19 protein-coding genes are annotated in these 26,560 nt (G+C 65.0%); 6 read left to right on the top strand and 13 right to left on the bottom strand.

Annotated features, from left to right (window positions below; genetic code table 11):
• Positions 1-42 precede the first annotated feature (42 nt).
• The 3 genes from IEX24_RS03355 (at position 43) to IEX24_RS03345 (ending at position 5,727) form a co-directional block, all read left to right on the top strand.
• A complete protein-coding gene (locus IEX24_RS03355; protein ID WP_188673636.1) occupies positions 43-2,727 on the top strand; it encodes a COG1470 family protein in 2,685 nt (894 codons plus the stop codon).
• Between the two features lie 100 nt (positions 2,728-2,827).
• The gene (locus tag IEX24_RS03350; protein WP_188673633.1) at positions 2,828-4,330 is read left to right on the top strand and encodes an amino acid permease; all 1,503 of its coding nucleotides are present in this window, start codon (positions 2,828-2,830) and stop codon (positions 4,328-4,330) included.
• Positions 4,327-5,727, top strand: a complete 1,401-nt coding sequence (locus IEX24_RS03345; protein WP_203585944.1) for an FAD-binding oxidoreductase — start codon at positions 4,327-4,329, stop codon at positions 5,725-5,727. Before IEX24_RS03350 ends, IEX24_RS03345 begins: the two co-directional genes overlap by 4 nt.
• Here IEX24_RS03345 and IEX24_RS03340 read toward each other — a convergent pair.
• The 6 genes from IEX24_RS03340 to IEX24_RS03315 form a co-directional block, all read right to left on the bottom strand.
• Complete coding sequence (locus tag IEX24_RS03340; RefSeq protein WP_188673631.1) at positions 5,724-6,668, bottom strand: hypothetical protein; 945 nt, start codon at positions 6,666-6,668, stop codon at positions 5,724-5,726. The two genes, IEX24_RS03345 and IEX24_RS03340, sit on opposite strands and share 4 nt — an antisense overlap.
• A gap of 122 nt (positions 6,669-6,790) precedes the next feature.
• Positions 6,791-7,768, bottom strand: coding sequence for a carbohydrate kinase family protein (locus IEX24_RS03335; RefSeq protein WP_188673627.1), 978 nt, complete (start codon positions 7,766-7,768; stop codon positions 6,791-6,793).
• 64 nt (positions 7,769-7,832) lie between these two features.
• Positions 7,833-8,639, bottom strand: coding sequence for an ABC transporter permease subunit (locus tag IEX24_RS03330; protein WP_188673623.1), 807 nt, complete (start codon positions 8,637-8,639; stop codon positions 7,833-7,835).
• Positions 8,636-9,592, bottom strand: a complete 957-nt coding sequence (locus IEX24_RS03325) for an ABC transporter ATP-binding protein (protein ID WP_188673620.1) — start codon at positions 9,590-9,592, stop codon at positions 8,636-8,638. Before IEX24_RS03325 ends, IEX24_RS03330 begins: the two co-directional genes overlap by 4 nt.
• Positions 9,589-10,338 (bottom strand): TetR/AcrR family transcriptional regulator, encoded by a 750-nt coding sequence (locus IEX24_RS19440; RefSeq protein ID WP_188673618.1) that lies wholly within the window; start codon positions 10,336-10,338, stop codon positions 9,589-9,591. The genes IEX24_RS03325 and IEX24_RS19440 overlap by 4 nt, the downstream gene beginning before the upstream one ends.
• A gap of 111 nt (positions 10,339-10,449) precedes the next feature.
• A complete protein-coding gene (locus tag IEX24_RS03315; RefSeq protein WP_203585945.1) occupies positions 10,450-11,139 on the bottom strand; it encodes an NYN domain-containing protein in 690 nt (229 codons plus the stop codon).
• A gap of 398 nt (positions 11,140-11,537) precedes the next feature.
• Between IEX24_RS03315 and IEX24_RS03310 the strand changes: the two genes are divergently transcribed.
• Entirely contained in the window at positions 11,538-12,752 is a 1,215-nt protein-coding gene (locus IEX24_RS03310) for an ROK family transcriptional regulator (protein ID WP_188673609.1), read from the top strand.
• Positions 12,753-12,936: 184 nt separating this feature from the next.
• Complete coding sequence (locus IEX24_RS03305; RefSeq protein ID WP_188673607.1) at positions 12,937-17,823, top strand: glycoside hydrolase family 3 N-terminal domain-containing protein; 4,887 nt, start codon at positions 12,937-12,939, stop codon at positions 17,821-17,823.
• Between the two features lie 67 nt (positions 17,824-17,890).
• Here the strand turns inward: IEX24_RS03305 and IEX24_RS03300 are convergent, their stop codons facing one another.
• From IEX24_RS03300 to IEX24_RS03280, 5 genes are all read right to left on the bottom strand, one after another.
• A complete protein-coding gene (locus IEX24_RS03300; protein ID WP_188673604.1) occupies positions 17,891-18,739 on the bottom strand; it encodes a class II glutamine amidotransferase in 849 nt (282 codons plus the stop codon).
• A gap of 101 nt (positions 18,740-18,840) precedes the next feature.
• Complete coding sequence (locus IEX24_RS03295) at positions 18,841-19,734, bottom strand: DUF4349 domain-containing protein (protein ID WP_188673601.1); 894 nt, start codon at positions 19,732-19,734, stop codon at positions 18,841-18,843.
• A gap of 232 nt (positions 19,735-19,966) precedes the next feature.
• Entirely contained in the window at positions 19,967-20,281 is a 315-nt protein-coding gene (locus IEX24_RS03290) for a DUF4253 domain-containing protein (RefSeq protein ID WP_188673599.1), read from the bottom strand.
• A 562-nt stretch (positions 20,282-20,843) separates the two neighbouring features.
• Positions 20,844-21,536, bottom strand: coding sequence for a hypothetical protein (locus IEX24_RS03285; protein WP_188673595.1), 693 nt, complete (start codon positions 21,534-21,536; stop codon positions 20,844-20,846).
• Positions 21,526-22,140 (bottom strand): hypothetical protein, encoded by a 615-nt coding sequence (locus IEX24_RS03280; protein ID WP_188673592.1) that lies wholly within the window; start codon positions 22,138-22,140, stop codon positions 21,526-21,528. The genes IEX24_RS03285 and IEX24_RS03280 overlap by 11 nt, the downstream gene beginning before the upstream one ends.
• Before the next feature lie 236 nt (positions 22,141-22,376).
• On the opposite strand from IEX24_RS03280, the gene IEX24_RS03275 reads away from it, so the two are divergent.
• Positions 22,377-24,023 (top strand): plasmid pRiA4b ORF-3 family protein, encoded by a 1,647-nt coding sequence (locus IEX24_RS03275; RefSeq protein ID WP_188673589.1) that lies wholly within the window; start codon positions 22,377-22,379, stop codon positions 24,021-24,023.
• A 188-nt stretch (positions 24,024-24,211) separates the two neighbouring features.
• Here IEX24_RS03275 and IEX24_RS03270 read toward each other — a convergent pair whose 3' ends face one another.
• Both IEX24_RS03270 and IEX24_RS03265 read right to left on the bottom strand, forming a co-directional pair.
• Positions 24,212-25,183 (bottom strand): aldo/keto reductase, encoded by a 972-nt coding sequence (locus IEX24_RS03270; RefSeq protein WP_188673586.1) that lies wholly within the window; start codon positions 25,181-25,183, stop codon positions 24,212-24,214.
• 107 nt (positions 25,184-25,290) lie between these two features.
• A complete protein-coding gene (locus tag IEX24_RS03265) occupies positions 25,291-26,541 on the bottom strand; it encodes a GNAT family N-acetyltransferase (protein ID WP_188673583.1) in 1,251 nt (416 codons plus the stop codon).
• Positions 26,542-26,560: the final 19 nt, after the last annotated feature.

Below are 26,560 nucleotides of genomic sequence, written 5' to 3'. Positions count from 1 at the left end.
TGTCGAAACCGTTTCGAAGGCGAAAAGGCAGGGGGATTCGACATGGCCGTCGTGCAACCGAACTCAGTGGTGATTGACGCGCAGCCGGGCCAAGCCGGCACAGGCTCGGTGACCGTGATATCGGTGCCGCCCGACTCAGCCGTCACCGCGGTACTTGCAAGCGGCAGCGACGGGTTCACCATCGCGTCGGTCGCGGTCATCGTCGAGGTGTGGCACCACTACACCGAGCAAGAGATAGACGAGCTTCCTCCCGCGCTACGCGCCGCAGCGAGAAAAGCCGGCGGCTACTGGGATGCTCAGCCCACCGACTACGACCCGGCCTCCCCCTTCGCCGTTCCCGCCAAGGCCCAGGTCTCGGTCTCGATCAGCGCCACGCTCCCCGCTGTCGGCGTCAACACCACCACCCTCACGCTCGCCGGAGCAACGTTCGGCACGATCGAGGTACCGGTCTTCGCGGTGGTCGGCACGACGACGGCGGTGCCCACGGTCTCGCAGAACCCGCTCGGGCTGATCTGCCTGCCCGGCGACACCCTCACTCAGACGCTCACGATCTGGGCCACCCCACCCGCCACGGTGTTGGCCACGCTGTCGGGCGGGGCAACGGGCATCCAGATCACCCAGGTGACGGTGCGTATACCGCAACGCAACGAGTGGACTGAAGACGAACTCCTCGATCTACCACCCGCGATGCGCGACGAGGCGAAGAAAGAGGGCTGGATCTCCTGGAACAACGGAGCGCAGGGCCCCGCCGACGCGCCGCTGGTCGTGCCGCCGAACTCCATCGTGGCGGTCGAGCTCGCCATCGCCGCCCCGTCGACGAACGTGCCCGACGAACTCGACGCGACGCTGACGCTGCTCTCGACCACGTGGCAGACCGCCGTCATACCGATTCGCGCCGTGATCACCGACTTCAGCGCGGTACCGCTCACCGACCGCGTGAGTGTGAAGCAGGGCATCCCGAGCGACCCGTTCAGCGTCACCCTGGCGTCGAGCATCGGCCCCGCCACCGACGTGCAGTTCGCGGCCTATGCCCCTGACGCGGGCGATGTGACCGTCGAAGCTCCGGATGCTCACCTGAGCCCGAACGCCGGCAGCACGGTGCCGCTTCAGGTAACCGTCGCACCGAACGCCGCCCTCGGGCACTACCCCATCTACCTCGGCCAGAGCTACGACGTCGGGCTGCGTGTCACCGCGTTCGACGGCATCTACGACCAGCGGTTTCCGCTCGGGCTCACCCTCTTGCCGGGCAGCGTGACGGTCACCGCGTTGCAGGGATCGATCGAGGGCACGCAGAACACTACGGCCACGTGCCAGGTGAATGTAGTGGTCAGCGGGGGCGACAAACTGCTCTCGTTCAGCGCCGGCGCCTTGCCGTACGGCGTGACGATGACTCCCTTCTCGCAGCAGCTCTCGGGCCAGCAGACCGAGCCCGTGACGCTGTCTTTCGCCATCGCGCCCGACGCGCTGGTCGAAGAGTCGATGATCTCCATCATCTGGAACGCCGGCGACAACGCCAACGCCGGAGTGCTATCGCTGCCGTTCACCGTGACGCTGGCACCCGAGAGCAGAACGTTCACGCAGCGGGTTGTCTCCGACAACGAGCTCGACGGAGAGGTGACCCTGGTCATCGACAACTCAGGCAACGCCACCTTCAGCGGCACAGTGACCGCGTACGGCGTCAAGTCGTACGACTTCACCGTCAAGTCGGTCATCCGATCTGCCGACGGCAAGGTCGCCATTGTTCAGCAGAAGACCGGCTCCGCATACGGAAAAGTCGACCTGGGAAAACCGAGCGATGTCACCTGGAGCGAGCCGATCACGTCGGCGATGGCCGCCGCCCAGTGGCCGTCTCTGCGTAATGCGACGATGACGCTCGACGTCGCCGCTCGGGAAACGGGCGTGCTCGGCGTCGTCGAGGACGTCGTGGAGACCTGGCTGAAGTTCTTGGTCACCTCGGTACTCCTGGCTCCGACCGGCGGCCTGTCTGCCATCATCTTCATGGGCGATGAGTTCGCCGACATCTACGGCGTTCGGCCGCCCGGCCCCGGCGGCCTACTCGGTCTCATCGCGGCGGCGGGCGCCACCGTGCTCTTGGGGCCGCAGGTCATTATTCCGGTGCTGCTCGGCGGCGAACTGGTGGGCGACGCTCTCGTGAAGAGTCGGCGGTTGCACCAGCCCGAGATCAGCTATCTCACCCTGGTTTTCGGTGACAAACTGCCCTTCGATCGCGTTCTGCTCACCAATCTGACAGGCATCGGCGGTGTCGAGTTCACGGTGCCCGGCACCGACAACACCGACATTCTCGTCAACTTCGGCGGCGGCTTCGACGACGGCATCGCCCATACCGCCCCCGACCGTGGCTACACCGAGCCCGGCCAGCTTCTCGTTCACGAGATGACGCACGCCTGGCAGATCGCCAACGGGCCGAGCGACGCCGACTACTACTGGCGTGCGGCGATCGCCAAGATCGCAGGCCAGGCCGCTTACCACTACGGCCCGGCCGGGCAACCGTGGCGCAAGTTCGGGCTCGAGCAGCAGGCGACGATCGTGGAGGAATGGTCGGCTGGCACCGAGAACCGTGCCGACCCGCAGCAGATCGACGGACGTGTCATAACATGGCCTCCTCAATTGTCGACAAGACCGCCTTCGGGCCCCCTGCAGGGAATGCGGCCGACCGACGCGTACGACATCTACATCGAGAACAACATTCTGCTCGGCCTGCCCTGAGCCGGGTACCGGCTAGGCCCGCTTGCGGACGTGTCCGCAAGCGGCTCTTGTCGCCACGGCGATCAGTCACGACACTGAGAACTGTTCAGACAGGGGAATCATGGCCATCAAGACGACGGGCGCCGACACGTCGGCAGACGCATTCGACCCACCAGCGGGCGATCAGCCACAACTGAAACGCACCCTGGGCGGGTTTCAGGTCTTCGCCATCTCCTTCGCATTCATCTCGGTCGCCGTCGGCGTCTTCGCCACCTATGGCAACATGTTGCAAACGGCCGGCCCAGTGGGCATCTGGCTCTGGATCGCTGCCGCGGTTGGGCAGACGCTGGTCGCTTTGGTCGTCGCCCAGTTCGCCGCCCGCATCGCGCTCAGCGGATCTTCTTACCAGTGGGCCTCGCGCCTCGCGAATCCGAAGGTCGGCTGGTTCTTCGGCTGGCTCAGCTTCTGGTACCTCGCGACCGCGGTCGTCACCATGGCGAACGCGATGGCGAGCCAGGCACTGATGCCGCTGCTCGGTATGGGGGCAGACGAGAACATGGCGCGCATCCTGACCATCGTTATTCTGATCGTGCAGGCCGCGTTCGTCATCGCGTCGACGCGCCTCTTCAGCCTGATCACCTCGGCTGCCGTTGCCATCGAACTCGGCATCATCGCCGTGCTGGTGATCGCCCTGCTGATCGTGCTCGCAGCCACGGGTGGCGGCGATGTCGGTAACCTCACCTCTCGCGGCATCACGGCAGGTGACCCGAACTATTACGCAATCGGTGGCGGGTTGATGGCCGGAGCCCTGTTGGGGCTGACGACACTGGTCGGCTTCGACTCGGCCGCCAACCTCGCCGAAGAGGCGAAGAATCCGTTTCGCAACGTTCCCCGCGCGATCGTCGGGTCAGTGGTCGCGGCCAGCGTCGCCGGGCTCATCTTTCTGATCGTTCTCACGGTGTCGATCACCGACGTCAACGCAGTCAGCGCCGATCCGTCACCGGTCGCCGCGATCATCCGGGGCCAGCTGGGGCCGGTCTGGGAGCGGATTCTGATCGGCGGCATCGCGTTCGCCTTCTTCGGTGCCGGCATGGTCGTGATGGCGGCCTGCGCCCGCCAGGCCTTCGCCATGTCTCGTGATGGCCGCTTTCCGGCGGCGCGACTGATGAGCAGGGTGAACAAACGCACCCGAACGCCGATCGCGGCGACCGTTCTGATCGTCGTCATTGGCATCGTGTTGATGCTGGCGCTGCCGGGGGATGCCCTGAACCAGCTTCTGGTCGGAGGCACGCTGCTGCCCGCACTGATGTATGGCGCCATCGTCGTGCTGTACCTCGCCGTGCGCTCCAAACTCGAGCGCAAGGCCGGCGGATTCAGCCTCGGTCGGTTCGAGCTGCCCGTCACCATCGTCGCGCTCGTCTGGGTCGCCCTGGTGTTCTTCGTGCTCGTGACTCCCCCGGCCGCGCGCGTTCCCTCTCTCGTTGTACTCGGGCTGCTTGTCGCTGGTGGCGTCTACTTCGTTTGGCTGCTGATCTTCAGGCCTTCCGTGCTCGAAGTCGAGCCCGACGGTGGAGCGGCTGTCGAGAACATCGACGACGCCGAGAGCGTCGAGAGCGTCGAGTGAGCGTGCTCGACGGGCTCACCGGGCGGGTCGTGGTACCTGGTGATGATGAGTACGACTCGGCACGGGCATCCTGGAACCTGCTCTTCTCGCATCGGCCGATCGCGATCGTCTACGCGCAGGTCACCGCCGATGTCGTCAACGCCGTCACTGCCGCTCGGCGAAACGACGTGCCGCTGCGGGTGCGGAGCGGCGGTCACAGCCTCGAGGGCTGGTCGACCCTCGACGACGGGTTGGTGATCGACGTCAGCGAACTCGCGTCTGTCTCGATCGATGTCGAGGGTCGTACCGCGACTCTCGGTGCCGGGCTGACCCAGGCTCAGGCGGTGGCAGCGCTCGGGGCCGTCGGGCTCGCGGCACCGACCGGCACCGAAGGCTCGGTCGGGCTCGTCGGAGCCACCCTCGGCGGCGGATTCGGGTTGCTCACCCGTGCGTTCGGTATGGCCTCCGACAACCTGCTCGCCGCAGAGGTCGTCGTGCCCTGCGACGGCGAAAACGGCAGCGACGCCGAAGTGATCACTGCCGACGCCTCGCAGCACTCCGACCTGCTCTGGGCGCTGCGGGGCGCGGGGAACGGCAGCTTCGGCGTGGTCACCTCGCTGACTTTCGCCGTGCATCCACTCGCCGACGTGACTTCGATCACCGTAACCTGGCAGGGCCTCGACGACCTGGCAGCCGTGTTCGAGGCATGGCAGGCAACCGCCCCGGTGGCAGACGAGCGGCTAACCAGCCAGCTCGAAATTCAGCGCGACTCGATTGTGCTGTTCGCAGTGCTCGCCTCGAGCGACGGCGACGACGGCCTGCGGATGCTCGCTCCCCTGATCGCGATCGGCTCCCCCGAGGTCGCCATGTCACACGCCTCGTGGGCCGACACCTACTCCGAGTTTCAGATACCGCTCGACGACGAACCCGCGAACTGGAAGTTCAACTCGCAGTTCGTCAGCACGCCCTTTCCGGCTGAGGCGATCGAGATCATCGGCCGTTTCGTGGCACGTGCTCCCACCGCCCACTGCAACTACTTCACGAACGCCTTCGGCGGCGCCGTCGCTCACGACGAACCCGCCGGCGGCAGCGTCTTCGCGCATCGCGATGCGCTGTTCTATGCAGAGCCCGGGGCGGGCTGGGGCGTGCGGGGCAGTGTCGCGCCCGGCGAGGTTCTCGCCGCAGACGACCCACTCATGGCCGCTTGTTTGACCTGGGTCGCCGAGTTCAGCGCCGCACTGGCGCCCTTCGTGAATGGCGCATACTCGAACGTTCCAAACGCCGATGCCGCCGACTGGGCCACCGACTACTGGGGTTTCGGAGTCGATCGCCTTCGAGCGGTGAAGACGGCCTACGACCCGACCGACGTCTTCAGTTTCGCGCAGGGCATTGCGCCCCGTCGCGATCCGTCTGCTTAGCGCCCGCGCTCCGAATCGGCAGCCCACGCAACGCCCAGCGCGAAGAGCGTCGAGACACCGTAGTGCTCCATCGCCGCCGACACCCGCCTGCGCCCCGTGCGCGGGTTGACATCGACCATGCGTGAGGCTGTCTCCAGCGTCACTCCCTGCCGCATCAGCCTCAACAACGGCGTCCACGGTTGCTCAGAGGCGACCACTGGTTCGGCCCGCTGCCAGAGCGCTTCGAAATACGCGTTCGCCAAACCCGCGAGCGCGGCGTTGTTCGCACCCAGCACACTGGTCGGGCGCGTTTCGCCCCACTCGAACGGAATGGCGAGCTGATCTCCATCGGCCCAGAACCAGCTGGCCAGATCATCCACCATACGAAGCTCGACGCCGGCATCGTCGTAACGGTGCAAGATCGCGGCAGTGACCGGATCAGCTGTTGCGGCCGTCGCCACGATGACGCGTACCGCGTCTTTTCCGCGGAGGGCTTCGGCGAACCGCGCTATTCGCTCCTCTCCTCCCGAGACAAACCGGGTGACGTCGGGCAGAATCGCGTTCAGAACGCCCGAATTGTGCGGCGCAGAGTCGAACCACAGGTCTTCTGACGCATTCGGCCCGTGCCGAACCAGAATTGGAACCAGGTCTGTCGACGCCTCGCCGACTGACCACTGGCGGAGCAGCCCCGGCAGGCCGGCGACGACCTGTTCGATCTCGTGAAGGTCGGCGTCTGCGCTTCGCCGAGCGTTCTCGGCTCGCGCTGCCACCACATCGGCGACCCAGGCCGACGGGTGCCGATAGGTGACGCTGTCACCGTTACGCCCGAGTATGCCGCGAGCACAGAAGCGCTCGACGGCATCGCTCGCCTCACCCTCCGTGAGGTGCGACATCGCCGCGAGCCCGGCGATGGTCGCCGGGCGACCGCGGTAGATCACCTCGAGCAACGTTTCGTCGTCCACAGCGTCTCCCCCGAGCATCCCGAGCCTCTACGCGCCCGCCTCACCTGATCGTGCCCGCTGACGACGGTATGCACAACCGGTCGCGCGTTACGTGCCGCGAATGCTAGGCCCGCGAAGGCAGATCAGCGGTCGACTTCTGCCAGACGCGGGGGGTTGGCACCCGAGCGCGACACCGTGATGGCGGCGCACCGAACAGCGAATGTTCCGATCTGGGTGAGCACGGCCGGAGTGAAGGCTGTGCCATCGGAGACACTCGTCGACGATTCTTTCTCGCTAATCAGCTCCACGATCGAGTGGATGACGGCGCTCATGAACGAGTCGCCCGCCCCGATCGTGTCTGCGACGGTGACCGTGAGGCCTGGTGCGTTGACAGTGCCGCGCCTGCTGGCGAGAACAGCCCCGTCGGCACCTCGAGTGATGATGGCGAGCGCAGGGCCGAGTGAGCGAATGTGGTCGAGCACATCGGAGTGCGAAACTGCCGGGTACAGCCACTCCGCGTCTTCGTCACTGAGCTTCACCACGTCAGACAGCCCCATCAGACGTTCGGCGGTACCCCGAGCTGCGTCACGTTCGCCGAGAAGCGAGGCGCGGATGTTCGGGTCGAAAGTGACGATCGTCGATGCTTTTGTGTCGGCAAGCAACCGCCGAATCTCTGCCGCTCCGGGCTCCAGAAATGCAGCGACGGAGCCGGTGTGAACGACGACGGCCGGCGGGAGTCGGTCGAGGGGTTCGAGCGACCAGCGGATGTCGAATTCGTAGATCGCCGCACCTGTTTCGTCGAGGCGTGCAGTGGCCGTCGAGGTGGGTTCGCTGACGATCGAACCAGACGAGAGGGTGACACCCGATTCTTCGATGTGACTTTGTGCGATCATCCCTCGGTCGTCGGCGCCCAGTCGTGTGATGAGCTCGACCGCGTCTCCGAGTCGAGCCACGCCGATCGCCACGTTCATCGGTGAGCCGCCAGGATGCTCGGTGACACCCTCGGGTCGTACAACGATGTCGGTGAGAGCTTCGCCGATGACGATGACAGAATGAGGCGAACGCACGGCACCCGCCGTTCCGGGTTTCGCAGTGAATTCGGCGTTCGGCGTGACGGTCATTGTGGTGATGAATCCTTGTCGTAGAGAGCGAAGCGCGTGTGAATCGTCGGTGGCGCGAAGAGGGTCAGCCCGCGATGTCTCTCGTGCGCAGCGCCACAACGGCGGTGACGACGAAGGCCGCACTGAAGCCGTAGAGCAGGGCTAATCCGCCCCAGTCTGCCCCGCTCGCCAGTGGGGTGTGATGAAACGCCCAACCGTACGGTGAGAAGTCTCGCAGAGCATCCAACTCGCTGCTCTGACTGCCGATCGCGTTCAACATGTAACCGAGAACGGCGACGCCGGCGGCGGCCGCTGTCGCGTAGATTCGGCGCCCGGTGAGCGCGCCCACGGCCAGGCCGAGGGTGGCCGACACCAGCCCGAGGCCCAGATAGGCGGCGCTCACCGCGACCACGTGACCGGCCGTGACGCCCAGCTGTGCGCTCGAGTTCAGAGCGAGAACGAACACCGCGCTGACCAGCGCCAGCCAGGCGAGCCGCACCGCGACCGAGAGGGTGCGTTCGAGCACCAGCTGCTGGCGGCTGACTGCGTGCGCGAGCGTGAGTTCGAGGGCGCCGCTCTCTTCGTCGCCGGCGATGGCGGCCGTGCTCCACGACGTTGCGGCGATCACGATCAGCGCAAAGCCCAGCAGCCCGAAGAACGTCGACTCGGTGTAGCCGGCGCCCGACGTGATGTCGTTGTACCCCAGTGCGCTCACGAGTTGCGGCGGAAGATTCGCGATGAGCTGACCCATCTGCGACCCTGCCCCGCCGATGGAGGGGAACAGCGGCAGATACAGCAGCAAGGCTGCGGCGACGCCAAGGGTCCAGCCGAGCGTCGACCGCCACGACTGGGCGATGGCCTGGCGAAAGAGTGGCAGCACGGGGGCGTTCAACGTTCGGCCCTCGCTTCGGCTCCGTACATCTTCAGCACCGACTCCTCGAGATCGGGTTCTTCGATCGCCAGGTCGACGATCGTGAACGCCGCAATCGCCTTGACGAACGCGTCGATGTCTCCGCCGACGGTCGCCGTAATGTCGGTGACTCCCCCGGCCGCTCTACCGCTTACTTTCACGACCAGGTCGCTCAGGTTCGGGATGCCCGCCAGCGCCACCTCGACGGCCCCCGGCGTCGCGTCTGCGAACCCCGCGCGCACTCGCCGCACCGCACTCTGCCGCAACCCCTCTACCGAGCTCACCGTCACAATGCGACCGGCCCGCAGAATCGCTACGGAGTCAGCAACCTGCTGAATCTCACTGAGAATGTGCGAGCTGAGAAAAACGGTCTGCCCCGCGTCTCGCGCTTCGCGCACCATCGCCAGAAACTCGCGCTGCACGAGCGGATCGAGCCCGCTCGTCGGCTCATCGAGCACCAGCAACGGAGGCCGGTGCATGAACGCCTGCACGAGCCCGAGCTTCTGCTTGTTGCCCTTCGACAGCGTGCGCACCGGGCGGTCGAGCTCAACGCCCAGGCGTTCGGCGAGACCGTCGATCGCGCCGGGTGCAACGGGCCCGCTGATACGCGCATAGTGCTGCAGCAGCGAGCGCCCGGTCACCCGCCCCTCAAGCCTCAGCTCACCGGGAAGATACCCGATGCGCCGCCGCAACTCGGGCCCACCGCTCTTCGGCTCGCTTCCGAGAACCCTGATCGACCCTGCACTCGGTCGGATGATGTCGAGCAGCAACCGCATCGTGGTGGTCTTGCCTGCACCGTTCGGCCCGATCATCCCGAACACCGACCCGGCCTCGACGCTGAGGTCAATGCTGTCGAGAGCAGAGTGGCCGGAGGGGAGCCGGCCGTACCATTTGCTGACCCCCGCGAGTTCGATCGCGGTCGAGCCCGTCGTCATGCGCCAGCGCCTCCCTCGGCTGCGCCGTCGCTACTCGCGCCACCATCGCCGCCTGTTCCGCCCGCGCCATTCGCGCGGCTCGCGCCGCTAGTGCCATCATCAGCGCCTCCCACACCGAGCGCATCCTGAGTCGCACGCAGCAGATCGTCAGTCGTGTAGACGCCGTGCGTCATGAGCTCGACGGCCGGCAGCGCCATCGCCGCAACGACCTCGTTGGTCAGCTCGGTCGCGCCGACGGCCCGCGCGAACTGCCGTTCGAGCAGCAGGGCCGACATGCTGTACGCCGTCAACGTCACCGCGCGCATGTGCGGGTCGCTCGACGGGCGCACCGACCCGTTCGCCTCCCCCTCAGCAAAGACACGTTCGGTGTAGGCGACGAACTCAGCGAACAAGTGATCACCTGCCTGAGAGCCATCGGCGAGCATCCGGCCGATGTATCGCAGCCACGGGCGGTGCTCATCGGTGCGCCCGAGCCACGACTGGATGTTCGCACTGGCCCCCGGTTTTTCGCCGTTGCCGATGGTCTCGCCGGGCTTCTCCACCTCGGCGAGAATGTAGTCGTCGCACGCCTCCCGCAGCCCGTCTTTCGAGCCGAAGTGGTGCAGCACGAGGCCCGGGCTCACACCGACCCGCGTCGCAATCGCGCGCACGGTCGTCTCGCGAAACCCATCGCGGCCGAACAGCTCGATAGCCGTGTCGCGAATACGTGCCCTCGTCGTGGCATCTTCTGGCAATACTGAACGCATGTTCAACATACTAAACACCTGTTCAATGAGAAGCAATACTCGCCCCCGAGTTTCGAATTACCGCGAACCGCCTCGATCTACGAGATCGAGAATTAGGGCCGGCCGGGCGGCTTATCGGCTGCCTTGATGGTCGCGCACGTGAGCTCCTGGTTTCGGTATTGACGCCCCGAGGCTTGCAAGATCAATCGGCCCTGCGTCTTCAAAAAGTGCTGGTCGCCACTTCGCTGGGCGAGCGAACGCCCTAGAATCCGTCGTCACAATCTCCGGAAGTTGCGCATCGCGGAGTTTCTGTCGTCCAATGACAATCGAGCTCGGCATCAGTTTTAGCAACTCATCCGATTTCCTGCGCGGCGGAAAGAATGCCATGGCAAAGACTGTGGGCTGATGACGCTGAATCAGCTTGATTGCTGGCGTTAGATCGCTGTCTGCACTGATTACGTAAAGGCTTTGGGCTTTACCCGCGAGAGCGTCGGAGACAATCTCAACAGCGATGTTCACATCCGTCTCTTTCTCTTCATAGGAGGTCCATTGAACACCGCAGACTTTGCAGACCATCTTTTTGCGCTGATATCGCCCCATGACGACTTCGATTCGCCCAGGATATTTAGCTTCAAGAGCGCCAATGTATTCGGCTTGCCTGCCCTGCGCGTCTGGTTCGTCAAGCAACGTCGACGTGAAGTATTTGACCGTGACCAAATCGTTCGCGGGGCGTAAGTTCTCGAGAAGTTTCACTAGGTCGAGCCATAAATATCGGTGCTGAAAGGCATCGTGAATGCCGTTGTAAAGATTGAATCCATCCACGTAAGCGATCGCTTTACTCGGCAATTCACAATCCCAATCGATTAGGGGGCCACGAGGTGGCGTGCTAGTGTCAATCCACACCCCGCGCCGGTTCCTCAACACAACCTGCGTTTGACGGCCCCGCAAGGGGCCGTCGTTGTTTAACCGGATGCCAATCGACGTTAATGATACTTGCTCACTAACTTCGATTGCACGCACGCCGCCTGACTGGCTTGGACTTTCTCCTGATCCGGGAGCGCATCGAACGCCGTCATCGCCGTGTCAGGATCCCGTGTCAGGATCAGGCGCCCCTTCTTTCTGTGAGTTCTCTCACGTAGTCTGTCTGTGCGACCCATTCGGGGGTCACAACGTCTCTGCCGCGAACGCCAGCGGCTCCTGGTCATCGAAGAGGATCGCCTGTGTCAGTCTCAGCCATGACCCCTTCAGGCGCAGGCGACCACCTCGAGTTCATCCGCCGCGCAGGCCAAACCACCCGCCGGGCGATCGCCGAACACACCGGACTCTCGCGCAGCGTCGTCGCCCAGACCGTGTCAGAACTCATCGCCCAGGGCCTGGTCATCGAGCACCGCCTCGGTGCCGCCGCGGTCTCGGCCGCCGCGGTCTCGGCCGCCGCGGTCTCGGCCGCATCGGCGGCGTCTGCGGCGTCTGCAGGCAGGGCGCGAGCGACCCGTGGTCGCCCCACAGCCGTGCTGCAGCTGGCGAGGCAGCACGGCGTCATCGTGGCCTGCGACATCGGGCACCGGCACATTACGGTGGCCGTCGCAGACCTTCACGGCCACGAGCTCGTCGAGCAGAGCATCCACTTTCCCGTCGATGAAGGCTCTGCACAGACCTTCGCTGCAACGCATTCGCTCGTCATGCAACTGCTCGACCAGGCCCGGTCGACCCTCGCCGAGGTGTGCGGGTTCGGAATTTCGCTGCCGTTCCCCATCACGACCGGCCGGGCTTCGGGCCGGGCATCCGTTCGGGCCCCCGCGAACCTCGCCGGCTGGCACGGCACGAACCTCGCCGATGCCGCCCCAGCCGGTCTCAGCTGCCCGGTCATCATCGACAATGACGCCAACTTCGGCGCCTGGGGCGAGCGGATGTTCGGCGGCACGACAGCAATCGACAACCTGCTCTACGTGAAGTTGAGCGACGGCATCGGGGCAGGCCTCATTGTCAACGGCACCCTGCTCGCGGGGGCGACCGGCCTCGGAGGTGAAATGGGCCACATCGAGGTACAGCCCGGTGGCGCGCTGTGCCGATGCGGGCGCAGAGGTTGCCTCGAGGCCGTCATCGCGGAGTGCCTGCCCGACTATCACCGTGCTGGCCTGCGGGTCGGCCGCGCCGTGGCGCAGCTCTGCGCCTTCGTCGACCCCGAGGTGGTGGTTCTGGGCGGACGCATCGGTTCGGTGGGTGAGCCGCTGCTGGCCGGCGTTCGCGAGGCGCTGGCCGAGTTCAGTCAAGACGCAACCGTGAGCGTGGTCGTTCGTTCTGCCGCCTGGGGCACGCGATCAGAACTGATGGGCATCATCGACAGAACGCTGGCGGCGGCTTGGGCATCCGATCGCATCGCCGGGCGGCACGGCACGCGCGAGTCGGCTGCCGCGTACGACCGCCGCTCTGCATGACGCGTGCGGCCGCCCGACTTCTGCCGCGAACGACCGCCGCTCTGCATAACCCTGGCGGCGGCCGCGCGCGCCACGCCCGACCGCCGCAGAGTTTCGATATCGTCCTGTCGCCGGACTAATTCACACGATGTACTGACAGAACTGCCCGCTCCACGGCAGTGCTGTCTGTTACGAAGGAGTGACTGTGCCCGCACTCGGCCAGAGGTCTGCCGCCCGTTCCCACCGACGCCGTCGCAGCCCGCTGCGAGCGTTGCTCAGCGCAGGGGTCGTCTCCGCGCTGATCGGCGGCGCCCTCGTTGTGGGCCAGACGGCGAGCGCGGCCGAGCCAGACCTCGCGCGAACCGGCACCACCACCGCGTCGGCGTCGCAGAACGACAAAGACGGCAACTTTCCGGCCTCGAACGCGACCGACGGCAACCCGGCCACCCGCTGGGCCAGCGGTAACGGCCCCGACTCCGACACCACGTTCACCGCGTCGCTGACCAGCGACCTCGGGCAGGTCGGCACCCTCACCGGCGTTTCGATCAGCTGGGAGGCCGCCTACGCCGTGGCGTACGACGTGCAGGTCGCCCAGGCGAACCCCGACGACGAGGCGAGCTGGAGCACAGCCGCCTCCGAGACCGCAGGGGTCGGCGGCACCGAGCAAGTCACCTTCGCTACGCCGACGGATGCCCGTTACGTACGTCTGGCGATGCTGAAGCGTGCCGCCGCCACCTGGGACGCCCCGACGCTGCACTATTACGGCTACTCGGTGTTCTCCTTCGAGGTGCACGGCACCGTCGCCGTGCCGACCGCAGGGTTCGACCAGACCGCCGTTTCGGTGGGAGCCGGGGCCGATGCATCCGTCGCCGTGAGCCTCAACAGCGCAGCCGCGACCGACCAGACCGTGCACGTCACCAGCGCCGATGGCACCGCGGTGGCGGGCACCGACTACACCGCGGTCGACCAGACCGTCACCATTCCGGCCGGGCAGACGTCGGCGTCGTTCACCGTTCCGACCGTCTCGCACGGCGCGCTCGCCCCGCAGCGCACCTTCACGCTGAAGCTTGCAGACCCGTCGGCCGGCATCACGGTGGGCAGCCGAGATTCGGCAGTCGTGAGCATCCACCCCACCGGCACATTGCCGAACAATGGCGCCACGACGGTCATTCAGAACTTCGAGGGCGGAGTGCCCGCCGACTACTCGACGTGGGCGAGCGCCGACAGCCTCAAACCCGTTCTGACGACAACGATCGACGACACCATCGTGGGCGCGCCGGCCGACAACCACGTGCTCGTGGCCACGGTCACCGGCACCCCGACCGCAAGCGACTGGTTCGGCTTCACCAACGACACCAGCCCGAAAGACTGGTCGGCCTCAGACGGCTTCAGCTTCTGGTTTCTCGGCACGGGCACGGGCAAGACACTCGAATACGAGCTCAAGAGCGGCGGCCAGATCTTCGACCAGAACGTGGTCGACGACAGCACCGGCTGGCGCCAGCTCACCGTTCTGTTCGACGACCTGCGGTTGAAGGGCAATCACTCCGACCCCGCGCGCTTCGTGCCGTCGGCCTCGGCTGGCTTCGCGGTAACGCTCACCGGCCTCGGCTCGGGCACTTACTCGTTCGACGACTTCGCCACCTTCGAACGCGCCACAACCCTCGAAGACTTCCAGGGCACCGTGCCGATCGGCTCGTCGACCAACCCGGTGGGCTTCTTCACCTGGGGCTCGGCCGACAACCTCGCCACCATGGACGTGACCGACCAGGCGCGCGGCGATGTGCCCGATAACAAGGTGCTTTCGGGCACCTACCAGATCCCTTCGGGCGGTGCCTACGCCGGCTTCAGCGACAACCTCTCGTCGTCGCAAGACTGGAGCTCGTACCGCGGAGTCCGCTTCTGGTGGTATGCCTCACAGGCCAGCAACCCGGCCTCGCCCACAGCTGGTGACGACATCAAGGTCGAGATCAAAGACGGCGGCCCCGACGGTGAGCACTCCGAGCTCTGGGCAGCAACGTTCAAAGACAATTGGGGCAGCTCGTCGAGCCGCTGGAAGCTGGTCGAATTACCGTTCTCGGCCTTCGCTCTCGGTGCGTACCAGCCCGGCGACTCCGCCACCAAGAACGGCACCCTCGACTTGACCAGCGCGTGGGGCTTCGCCATCACCTTCGCGCCCGGCAAGCCCACCAGCACCGGCTGGGCCGTCGACGACGCCCAGATCTACGGCACCCCGGCGCAGGCCGCGAACCTCACGGTGAGCTCGTCGAAAGACGTCTACATCGTGAATCCGGGCGAGACGGCCTCGGTCGGCCTCACCCTCACCACGTCGAATGGGGATGCCCTGACCTCCCCCGTCACGGTGAAGTACTCCCCCGGCAGCGGCACCGCCGCCATCGGCACTAACGTCGAAGACTTCACCGGTTCGGTGACGTTCCCGGCCGGCGCGGCCTCCGGATCGACACAGAACTTCGACGTGAAGACTCTTGCGACGTCGGGTGGTGACCAGTCGCGAAGCATCCCGGTGGTGCTCGACGCGGCCGGCGCCCAGCTGCCCGCATCCGCACCCCGTGTTGTCATCAACGCGCACGGCCTGCCCTACCTCGACTCGTCGCTGCCCATCGCGACGCGTGTCGACGACCTGATGAGCCGCATGACCCTCGCCGAGAAGGTCGGCCAAATGACCCAGGCCGAGCGGCTCGGCCTCTCGAGCCCGAGCCAGATTGCCGACCTCGGCCTCGGCTCGATTCTCTCGGGCGGCGGATCGACTCCGGCCGCGAACACTCCCGAGGCCTGGGCTGATATGGTCGACGGCTTCCAGTCGCAGGCGCTCTCGACCTCGCTGCAGATTCCGCTGCTCTACGGCGCCGACGCCGTGCATGGGCACAGCAACGTGCTCGACGCCACGATCTTTCCGCACAACATCGGCCTGGGCGCAACGCGCGACCCCGCGCTGATCGAGACGCTCGCGCAAGACACCGCCGTCGAGACCAAGGTCACCGGCGTCAACTGGGCCTTCGCGCCCTGCCTCTGCGTCAGCCGGGACGAGCGCTGGGGCCGCACCTACGAGTCGTTCGGCGAAGACCCGGCACTCGTCACGAGCTTCTCGGCCGCCAACATCGTCGGACTGCAGGGCACCGACCCGACCGACAAGTCGGGCCCCGACAAGGTGCTCGCCACGGCGAAGCACTGGGCCGGCGACGGCGGCACGAGTTACGACCCGACAAAGGCCGGCAACGGATACCCCATCGACCAGGGCCTTACCCACTCGCCGTCGATGGCCGACTTCATGACGACCTTCGTCGACCCCTACGTTCCGGCCATCGAGGCCGGCGTCGGCAGCATCATGCCCTCGTACTCGGGTGTCGACATCGCCGGCACCGGTGACGTGCGCATGCACGAGAACACCGCGTTGAACACGGGCGTACTGAAGCAGCAGCTCGGCTTCAACGGCTTCTTGATCAGCGACTGGGAGGGCATCGACAAGCTGCCCGGCGGCAGCTACGAAGACAAGGTCGTTCGCTCGGTGAACTCCGGGCTCGACATGGCGATGGCGCCCTACAACTTCGGCGCCTTCATCACCAGCGTGACCGATGCCGTCACCACGACGAACACCATTCCCCAGAGCAGAGTCGATGACGCGGTGAAGCGCATCTTGACGCAGAAGTTCGAGCTGGGTCTGTTCGAGCATCCGTACACCGACCGCAGCACCGCAGCCGACTTCGGGTCGGCCGCACACCGCGCCGACGCCCGCCAGGCTGCCGCCGAATCGCAGGTGCTGCTGAAGAACGACGATGTGCTGCCGCTCGCGAAGAACGCCTCGATCTACGTCGCCGGCTCGAACGCCGACGACCTGGGCAACCAGATGGGAGGCTGGACGATCTCGTGGCAGGGTGGCTCGGGTCCCACGGCGACCGAAGGTACGACGATTCTGGCGGGCATGAAGCAGGTGGCCCCGGATGCCTCGATCACCTACTCGAAAGACGCCTCGGCTCCGATGACCGGCAGCTCGGTCGGCGTGGTCGTGGTCGGCGAGACCCCCTACGCCGAAGGCCAGGGCGACGTCGGAAACAACGGGCACAGCCTCTCGCTGACCGACGCCGACCGCGCCACCATAGACAAGGTCTGCGGCGCCATGAAGTGCGCCGTGCTGATCGTTGCCGGTCGCAGTCAGCTGGTCACCGACAAGCTGAGCGAGATCGGGGCGCTCGTCGCCTCCTTCCTGCCCGGCAGCGAGGGCGAAGGTGTCGCCGACACCCTCTTCGGCGACACGCCCTTCACCGGCCGTCTGCCGCTGACCTGGCCCGCCTCGGCCGACCAGGTGCCGATCAACGTGGGCGACGCCACCTACGACCCGCTGTTCGCGTATGGCTGGGGTGAGCGCACCGACGTTCCGAAGGCGCGTATCTCGAAGCTCTCGGCTGGCCTGCCCGCTGGCGCGGCGAAGGCGGCAGTGGATGCGCTGCTCTCCGCAGACGTCTGGGATTCGTCAGGGGCCATCACGAACTCTGCCGCGGCCATCCAGCTCGCGGCGGCTGCGGCGGCTGCCCTCTCGGGCGGCGACACCGCCTCGGCGCTCGCCTCCATCAACACGGGAACCGCTGTCGCGGCCACCGACCTGACGGCTTCGACGGCTGGCGCCGACGCTGCGACGCTCGCCAACGAAGACCTGCTGGTCTCGGTGGTGCGCGACCTCGCGCAGAACGCGGTCGTAGCGGGCACGGCGGTCGACGGTTCGTCGGCGCTGACCGCTGACGCCGAACATGCGTTGCTGAGCGGTGACGCCGTCACCGCCGTGAAGCTTCTCGCGTCGGTGCTCGGCATCACGGTCACCGACCCGGGTGCGGGAGGCGGCTCGGGTAATGGCGGTTCTGGGGCTGGCAGCGGCGGTTCTGGGTCTGGTTCGGGGAGCGGCGCTGGTACGGGCACCGGCTCTGGCACCGGCGACTCCAGCACTTCCACGACGGCAGGCTCTTCGACCGGCGCATTGGCTAACACCGGCAGCGAAGCCGCGCTGCTTCTCGCGGTAGCGCTGTTGCTGATGGCTGCCGGTGCCGGGTTCGTCGTCGTGCGGCGCCGCCGCCGGCTGCGCTGAACGTCGGGTGCGATGCGGGGGCCAACCCCGTATCGCTCGGCGCGCGACAACCACGCCAGCCGTGCGTCTACTTGCTACTGCCGTGAGTTGCGAAACCGGCGGGAGCGAACTCGAACTGTTCGAGCTGCTCGCGCACGATCAGAGCGCTGCCCGCCGGCACCTCGCGCCACATTCCCGGCAGATCGACCAGCGGCTCTGAGACGACGACTCGTGCCGTGTCGGAGAGGTGCGTCAGTCGCTCACGTTCTGGGTAGAGCATCCGCACCGACTGCACATCTTCACTCACGAACAGCGTGTTCGTCACGGGTCCGCTCGAGTACCTGGCGGCATAGAGGCTTTCGCCGTCGGTCATTCCGATGGTCATTTGCAGTGGCGAGAGGATGCCGGCGCGTTCGGCGGTCGATTCGACGAACCCGGCCATCCGCTCCAATCCGCCGATCGGGTCGTTCTCGAGCCCGAAGGTCAGGGCGAGGTGAAACATCAGCTCTGAGTCGGTCGAGCCTTGGATGTTGCCGAAAAGCACCGGGTCGACGGCCATGAGCAGTTCGCGCCTGATGCTTGCAAAGTCGGCGATGTAGCCGTTGTGCACGAAAAGCCATTTGCCGTACCTGAACGGATGGCAGTTCGTCTCTTGCACAGGCGTTCCGGTGCCGGCGCGCACATGTGCCAGGAACAGGCCGGTCGAGATCTCTGATGCAAGTTCCCGCAGATTCGCGTCGCCCCAGGCCGGCGCATCGCTGCGGAACAAGGCAGGCTCGCCCCTGTGCCCGTACCAACCGAGCCCCGTGCCGTCGCCATTCGGAACGGCCATGTCGGGAGCATGCCGTCGGCTCTGTTCGATGAGCGAACGTTCGGTGTCGTAAAGAAGTTCACGGGGCTCGATGGGAGCCCCAATATATCCAAGCCACCGACACATGCTGGCCTCCTTGCCACGGTGAACTCAGTCTGACAGAGCGGGCGACACGGCGCAGCAGCCAATTCGGCGACAAGCTTTACACCGAGAAGGCAGGCGTTGAATCAGGCTTCGGTCGAAGCGTTTTCGCGCCGCGACTTACGGCTGGCGAACCGCACGATCACAATCACGATCAGCGCGATCACGCCCAGAATGACGATCCAGGGCAGCGCAACGCCAAGAACGACAAGCGCTCCCGAGAGAGCTGCGACAACGGATGCCCACCCGATACCGAGTCCGCTCCAAAAGTCTGACGGCGCCACCGTCGCGGGCGCTCGCGTGCCGCTGATGCCGAGTGTCAGCGAGGAGTACTGCACCTGGTCGGTAATCGAAGCCTTTTGCGCGACGAGGCTGTCGAGATCGGCCTGGCGCGACGAGAGCGTCGTTTCGAGTGTGATCAGGTCAGCGGTGTCAGTCGCCTTCGACATCAGGTCGAGCAGGCGGTTCACCGATGTCTGCAGAGCAGTGATGCGAGCATCCACGTCTTGCACCTGGGTTGTCACGTCGGTCGCCGAGATCGAGACCGATTCGACGGTTGCGAGTTTCTTCAGCGAGTCGATCGCCTGGCTGACATTGGCGCTCGGCACACGAAGCACGAGATCTGCGCGAGCGCTGGTGCGGTCGCTCGCACTCTGTTGAGTGCGGTTGTCGACATGACCGCCGGCGGTCTCGACGAGAGCAACTGCTTGATCGGCGACGGCAGCTGGATCATCCGCCGTCAGCGCGATCGACCCCGTTGTCACGACCTGCGTGTCGGGCAACAACGCGCCGGCCGCGGTCGAGCCGGCACCCGCCGCACCTGAGTTGCCTCCGTTGGCGACCCCCGCGGGTGCCTGCGCAGAACCGGCGACACCAGAGTCTTGCGAGCTGCTCGACGAGTTCGATGACGAGCCTGCCGAGCATCCGGTAAGCAGAAGAACGACCGCGATACCGACGACGATGAGATTTTTTCGCTTCATGGCTCCACGATAGGTAGCGTTCAGCATGAGCGGGTGCAGTGTAACGGCGTTGTTATGCCATCTTTACCGGGCCGTTATGCCGAGGGGTGCTCACTCAGCGATTCTGTTGAATGCACTCGAAACACTCGGGGTCAGAGTCATTCTTAGATAGAGATGAGCACCTTATTTGGCAACCAGGGCAGGCGCGGGGTAGCCCACTCCCAGCCGATACGCTCCTGTTCCTGGCCAACCGCTAATCCCACCAGAACCGCCACTCGCTGCTTCCGATCAGCCTGGCCACATACGGTTCGATGCCGCCGAGTCCGTGGAATTGACTGTCATACCGGCAGAAGTGAAAGTGTTCGCGAGCTACCAACCTCGCCTCGACAGGGTTTGTGGGCGGACGAGTCACGATCAAATGAAGCCGACTCTCTGAGGCGAAGTAGACATTGGCGCCGAACCGCTTCTGGCACGACTCGAGCACAACCTTGGCGTCGGCACCCAGCATCCCGGCGTTCACCGCTCCAGTCCAACCAAGTTCGGCCAGGCAGTCCGAGGGATGCCGCACAGCAACCAGTGCTGGTCTCGCAGTCTCCTCGACTTCTCCGTGCATCGCACTGAGAATCGACCAGTCATTGGACTCGTCTCCGATGCATAGTTCTCCAGACCGGTCCGTCACGGCACCACATTCAAAGCAGTAGTCGTCTTCTTGAATGTCCCATTCGTCGTGCTCGAGCCCGAACTGTTCTCGGATACTCGTGGCCGCCTGTCGCTCTTCGCCTCCCCAATGAGAATGCACAGCCCAGGGGCGATCACGTTGCCCACGTTCGTAGAAAAAAATCGGCCACAATCCGGTTCTGGAAACCGTGAGGCAAGCGCACCCCACGCCTCCCCGGGCTCAGCGAATGTCAGTGGTGTCGGTTCGTACGTCAAATCAGTCATGAGCGCGAGATTAGGCGTCTTCGGGCGGTACTTCCCCGCTCAGAAAAGCGGATGTGGAGAACTCTTCGAATTCGATGCTTGTGGAGGAAGACGCGAGGACGCAAACCGCGGATCCGTCTAACGCGCCGAGGGTGACGGCGCAATCATGCCATCTCAGCAGCGTTGCACTGATGTTGCTCACAAACACCTCAGAAGATGACGGGCCGACCAGGCTGAGTGGTGTCGATCGCGGCACGGATTTCGTCGCCCCACGTTCGGCGAAGCCTATCCAGCATCCGACGCTCAGCCTTGTTTGCGCCCGAACGTTCGGCAATGTGGCGAAACCCCGTGTCTACATACTCCGGCAGTGCGTCTGGGTCAACAGCTGTGGCCTCGACAAGGATCGCGCATGCCGCGGCGGCGTCAACGCCCTTTTCCAGCAACCGAAGCAGTTCTCCAGCGTCTTTCGCGCCTTTTTCCGTCTCAGGCCTGTCGAGAACCGCAGCGAGCTTGGTGAGGGTGTGCGCTTCAATGGTGAGGAGCTTCCAGCCCACCCGGTCGACCGGATCGGTGTGGCGAGCAAGAACCTCGACCTTGAGACGCAGCTTCGCACCCAATTGGGACTGGTACGGAATGTAGATATCGATATGGATGCCCTCAACCACCCCGCGCCATTTCTTACCTTGCAGATGGTCGCTGGTGCTCAACTGCTCGACACGATCGAGAACCTTTTGGCGCACCTCGTCTGAGCCGATGATGAGATCAATGTCTTTACTGATTTCGCCGCCGACGATCTCGAATGTCGCCCATCCGCCAATCAGAACCGATGGGTCTAATGCCTCACCCAGGTAGTCAAGAATCTTCTGAATATGGTCTCGTTCTTGCGAGTCATTAGTCGCCACTTAGAGCCTCCGCGCGAGACCAATCGTCTACATCGAACAACTTGCGCCACAGCGCACGTCGAAACTCAGACGCTTGCCAGCCGGGCTGCGCAAAAAGGTCTGCGTATGTTTGCGCGATACTCGTGTACCCCGCGCGCCATGCCTTCAAGGCCTTAGCGTCTGCGGTGAAGACAATGACATCGGTGCCTTCTGTCAACGAAGAAACATCTGCCCCTTCAGGGATGTAAAGAATTCCCTGTCCAGGGTCAGCGACAGTGTTCACACCACCCAGATGATGAACCGCAGCGCGCGTTCCACCCACGGCATACGCAGGAAGCGACCCCGCCAGCGCCTCGGCTTCGGTGGCGCTTGTCGTCGCAACTGCGTCCCGGAAGGTTCGGTCGGCAGCAAGCACCGTGACGACCCGTTCGGGATCGAGAACGGTGAAACCGCCGCCGGGACGCTGCCAAACCGCCCCGATGTCGATGAGTGGTCGAATGGATTTGTAAGCAGTGGGCACCGCCACGCCTGCCTCCCAGGCAAGATCGGTGGCGTTGGCCCACGTACGCCTCCCCTGCAACGCGGCATCGGCCAGCACACGACGAACCGCGTCTGATCGCTTCATGTCCTGTTACCAATCTCGCAGCACGTGTTCCCTGTTTAGACGATTCAGTATATCCGTGTTTATGTTGATCGGTACAATTTGGATTATCCTAAACGGGAGAACATGGCCCGATTGCAGACTGAGCGGGCGACACGGCGCAGCAACGACTTCAGCACCGACCGCTGATGTCACTTTGATCACGGCGGCGAGGTCGATGCTGATGCTGTTCGGAGTGGTAACGCAGTATTCTGATCGCGATGAGTAGCGAGCCAAGAAACCGCGACCGTGATAGCGACGACCGCGTAGAAGACGAAACCGGTAGGTCGCCGGATTCCGAATCGACCGAGCAGTTCGTGGCGCGATTCCTGGCCGCAACCAAAGGCGTCGACCCGCGAGAGCTGCTTCATCAGCTCACCGCGCTCGCCTCTGAGGCACGAGTACCTGCCGCGAAGGCGTTCGAGTTGCCGCCGCGACCCGAGACCCCCGTGCGAATTCAGCTTCGCGCCGACCTCGTCGGTGCCCGGCCCCCGCTCTGGCGGCGATTGGTCATTCCTGGCGAATTCACGATGGCCGACGTTCACGATGTTCTGAAAGAGGCGTTTGGGTGGACCAACAGCCACCTGCATCGCTTCGACCTCGGCGCCGCCTACTCCCGTGATGTGCCTGGCATCGTCATGCAGTATGAGATCGATGAGGGCGATGACGGCATCCTCGAATCGACCGTCACGCTCGACCAGGTCGTCAGCGGCCCCGGCGACGCCTTCACGTACACCTACGACTTCGGCGACAACTGGAGTCATCGTATCGTCGTCGAGAAGGTCGAGTCTCTCGACGAAGCGGCACCGGATGCTCGACCTGCGCAGTGCCTCGTGGCCCGCCGCAACGGTCCGCCCGAAGACATCGGGGGCATCCACTCGTTCGATGAGCTGCTCGCAGCAGCTCGAGAGCCGAGCACGAACCAAGACGAATGGGTGCAGGAGCAGCTGGAGCATTACGGCCCTGAATTCCTCGAAGATGCGGATGCAGAGGTCAACATCGTCGACCTCAATGCGCGTCTTTCGTCTCTGAGCGCGGCGCGAGCAGTGCCGGCATGGTTGGCCGAGCATCCATCGCCCCTGGCAGACCTGATTCTGAAAACCCTCACTGACGACGCAAGCCGGTACGCAATGCGAGTTCTCGGCGCTTGCGGTGTCAACGACGATCGCCCAGCCCCCAGCGAGGCCGATGCGGCTCGTGCGACCGCGGTCATCGGAACGTTTTTGTCGTTCATTCCGCCTGAGGGTGTCTCGCTCACGACTGCCAGTTACCTTCGGCCATCGGTAGTCTCGGCGATGATGGCCGAGCTCGACCCGAAGAAGTGGTGGATCGGTGAAGCCAACCGCGAAATAGCGACGCCGCCGCTTCTCAATTTGCGAACCACCGTCTCGGCTCTCGGACTGACGCGCGTGCGCAAAGGACATTTCGGGCTGACTGTGGCGGGCGCGAAGGTGGCTCACGACCCCGTTGCGCTGTGGCGGCACATCGCGAAACGGTTGCCTGTCGAAAGCGGGCGGTGGGCTCCTGACATCGGCATGCTCTTGCTGCTGCTCGTCGGTGCGCAGCAGGAGGACTTCGCCGTTGACGACCTGTCAGTCTCAGCCGCGCCGTCGGGCGCGTCGGCGAGCTCGGCTGCTCTGACCACGCTGATCGACGAACTCGATTGGCTGACCGGTGCCGCAGGGTGGCACTTCGAACGCTCGAATTCGTACTCCAGGTCACAAGCCTTCGGCGCCGTTCGAAGCACCGTCGACGTGCTGACGTGGGCCGCGACCGGCGAACTCTTCGGTAGTCGAGGGATGAAGGCCGAAGCACTTCTGAGTGACGGCGCCCGAGAACTCGCGCGCGCTGCGTTGCGTGAGTGGTGACGAAAACCGAACGCCTCGCCTATGAATGCTTCAACGCCCTCCAAGCGATTTAGCATACCGAGCCCTGATCGCCGACCGCATGGCCGCGACGCTGTCGAACATGCGAGAGTCGTACCCCTCCGCGAACTGTGGATGCACGGGCTCACCCACCTCGAGATCGGCTCTACAACGACCCCCGCAGGCGCAAGCTACCAGGCGTACTGCTCGGGTGCCGGCTTCTTGCCGGGAAAGATCTCGTCGAGTCTGGCGAGGGCCGCAACATCCAATTTCAGGTCGACCGCACGAAGCGCGGAGTCGAGTTGCCCCTGGGTTCGTGGCCCGACGATCGGCGCGGTGACGGCAGGCTGGTGAAGCAGCCACGCGAGCGCGATGTCTCCCGGTTCGTGACCGAGCTCATCGGCGAACGCCTCGTACGCCTCGATCTGTGGGCGATGACTTGACAGACTCTCTGCAGAACGTGACTCGAGGCGGCGCTTGCCCTCGCGATCTTTCTTGAGCACACCCCCGAGCAGGCCACCCTGCAACGGCGACCACGGAATGATGCCCAGACCGTTCGCCTGTGCGGCCGGAATCACCTCGAGCTCGAGGTCGCGCGTAAGCAGGTTGTACAGCGACTGCTCGCTGACCAGCCCTACCGAGTTGCGCTTGCGCGCCGCTTCCTGAGCCGTTGCGATGTGCCAGCCAGCGAAGTTGCTGCTGCCCGCATAAAGAATCTTGCCCTGCTGAATCGCGACGTCGATCGCCTGCCAGATCTCATCCCACGGGGTGTCTCGATCAACGTGGTGAAACTGGTACAGGTCGACGTAATCGGTCTGCAGGCGCTTCAGGCTCGCATCCAGAGCCCTGCGAATGTTCAACGCTGACAGCTTGCCGTCGTTCGGGTAGTCGGTCATGTTGCCGTAGACCTTCGTCGCGAGCACCGTCTTCTCGCGGCGACCGTCGCCCTTCGCGAAGAAGCGGCCGACGATCTCTTCCGTGGCGCCGCGGCCCTTGTCTTGGCCGTATACGTTTGCGGTGTCGAAGAAGTTGATGCCGTTCTCGTGCGCCGAATCCATGATCGAGTGAGAATCGGGCTCGCTTGTCTGCGGTCCGAAGTTCATGGTGCCGAGGCACAGACGTGAAACGCTGAGGCCAGTACGGCCAAGGTGGGTGTATTCCATAGCTTCAGACTGCGCTCGGGCCGGCCCGGTTGTCCAATTACATCGGGGGGCTTGCGACAAGCGCGACCCGAGTCGAGCGAGTCGCGCGACTCGCCGGCCTAGCTCCGTCAGAAGTGAGTGGACCCGTAGACCGACGCGACCGGCGCAAGCAGAGCGCGAACGCGAAAGGCCGCGTTCGGAGTGTGTTCCACGAGCTGCCCTGCCGCGGCAAGCGTCACCGCGTCGACACCGCCAAGGTAGAGCGAGCCGAGCGTCGGCGCCTCAACAGAGACGTCGGGTGCTGCCGAATCGTCGCGAGTCACCGTCGCCCGACCATCCGCCACGGCGAGCCGGTACGTGCCGGTGGCGTAACCCAGAGCATCCGTGACCTGCAGAACCATCGACCCTGAACCGACATAGGCCCGCGCCTCGAATGCCGCCACGACGTCGAGTACGCGAATCCACAGCCAATCTTCGAGCCCCGTCAGCGCGAGCGAGCGCCAGTCGGCAACCGCCCAGCGCAGCGGATCGTCGGCAGGTGCGGCCTCCCACTCGACGCGTTCGACCAGGTCGACGGATGCGAGAAACTCCCACAAGCCCAGATACGCGTTGTCGTCTGCTGCCACCAGATCGATCACCTCGAGTGTCTGCGGCGCGGTATCCCACCCCTTGAACAGGTACGACACGTACCCATCGACCTGCCCGGCCTCGTCGTAGTGCGCAGCCGCATAGACGCCCGGGTTCGCATCGTCTTTCTCGGTGGCCGTGCCCGTGACACGGTTCCAGGTCGCTGCGTGCCGATCGACCGATCCGGGATGCGCCGCGTGGAAGGCCGCGAACACCTGCGGGCCCAGGGTGGCGAGGTCGGCGGCCTCGATCAACTCGCACCGCCCGCGAGGTTCGCCGAGCATCCGGAACCGCGTGTCAGTGGTGAGGGCGACGTGGCTGACCCAGGTCGCAACGCCGAAGCCGAACCGCCGGTAAATCGTGGCCTCCGACACCGTCAGGGCAACAATCGCCATGCCCGCGGCGGCAGCCTCACGCAAATGGTCGGTCATCATGCGGCGCAGAATGCCGTTGCGGCGGTGGGTAGGCCGCACGGTGACGTTAGAGACGAGGCTGACCGGCAGAAGCGCGTTCGGCCCGACGTTCAGGGTGCTCTCGAACGAGGCGAAGGTGGCCACCAGCTTGTCGCCGCGGTAAGCGCCGGTGAGCTGGCGTCGGTCGGTGACGAGATGGTCGGCCGTGCGTGCGAGCTGCTCGTCGGTCGCTCGGGTGTCGTGAAAGCCGCGGCGCTCGGCCTGGATCCAGGTATTCGTCGCCGAGTCGGCCGCCGCGGCGGGGAAGGTTCGGAAGCGGTAATCGTCGGTGGAGCCCATAGATCTAAGGTAGCGGGGC

This window comes from Subtercola lobariae (assembly GCF_014640255.1).
Taxonomy (GTDB): domain Bacteria; phylum Actinomycetota; class Actinomycetes; order Actinomycetales; family Microbacteriaceae; genus Subtercola; species Subtercola lobariae.
Note: the sequence above shows the minus strand (reverse complement) of the source record. Positions and strands in the feature narration are given on the sequence as shown.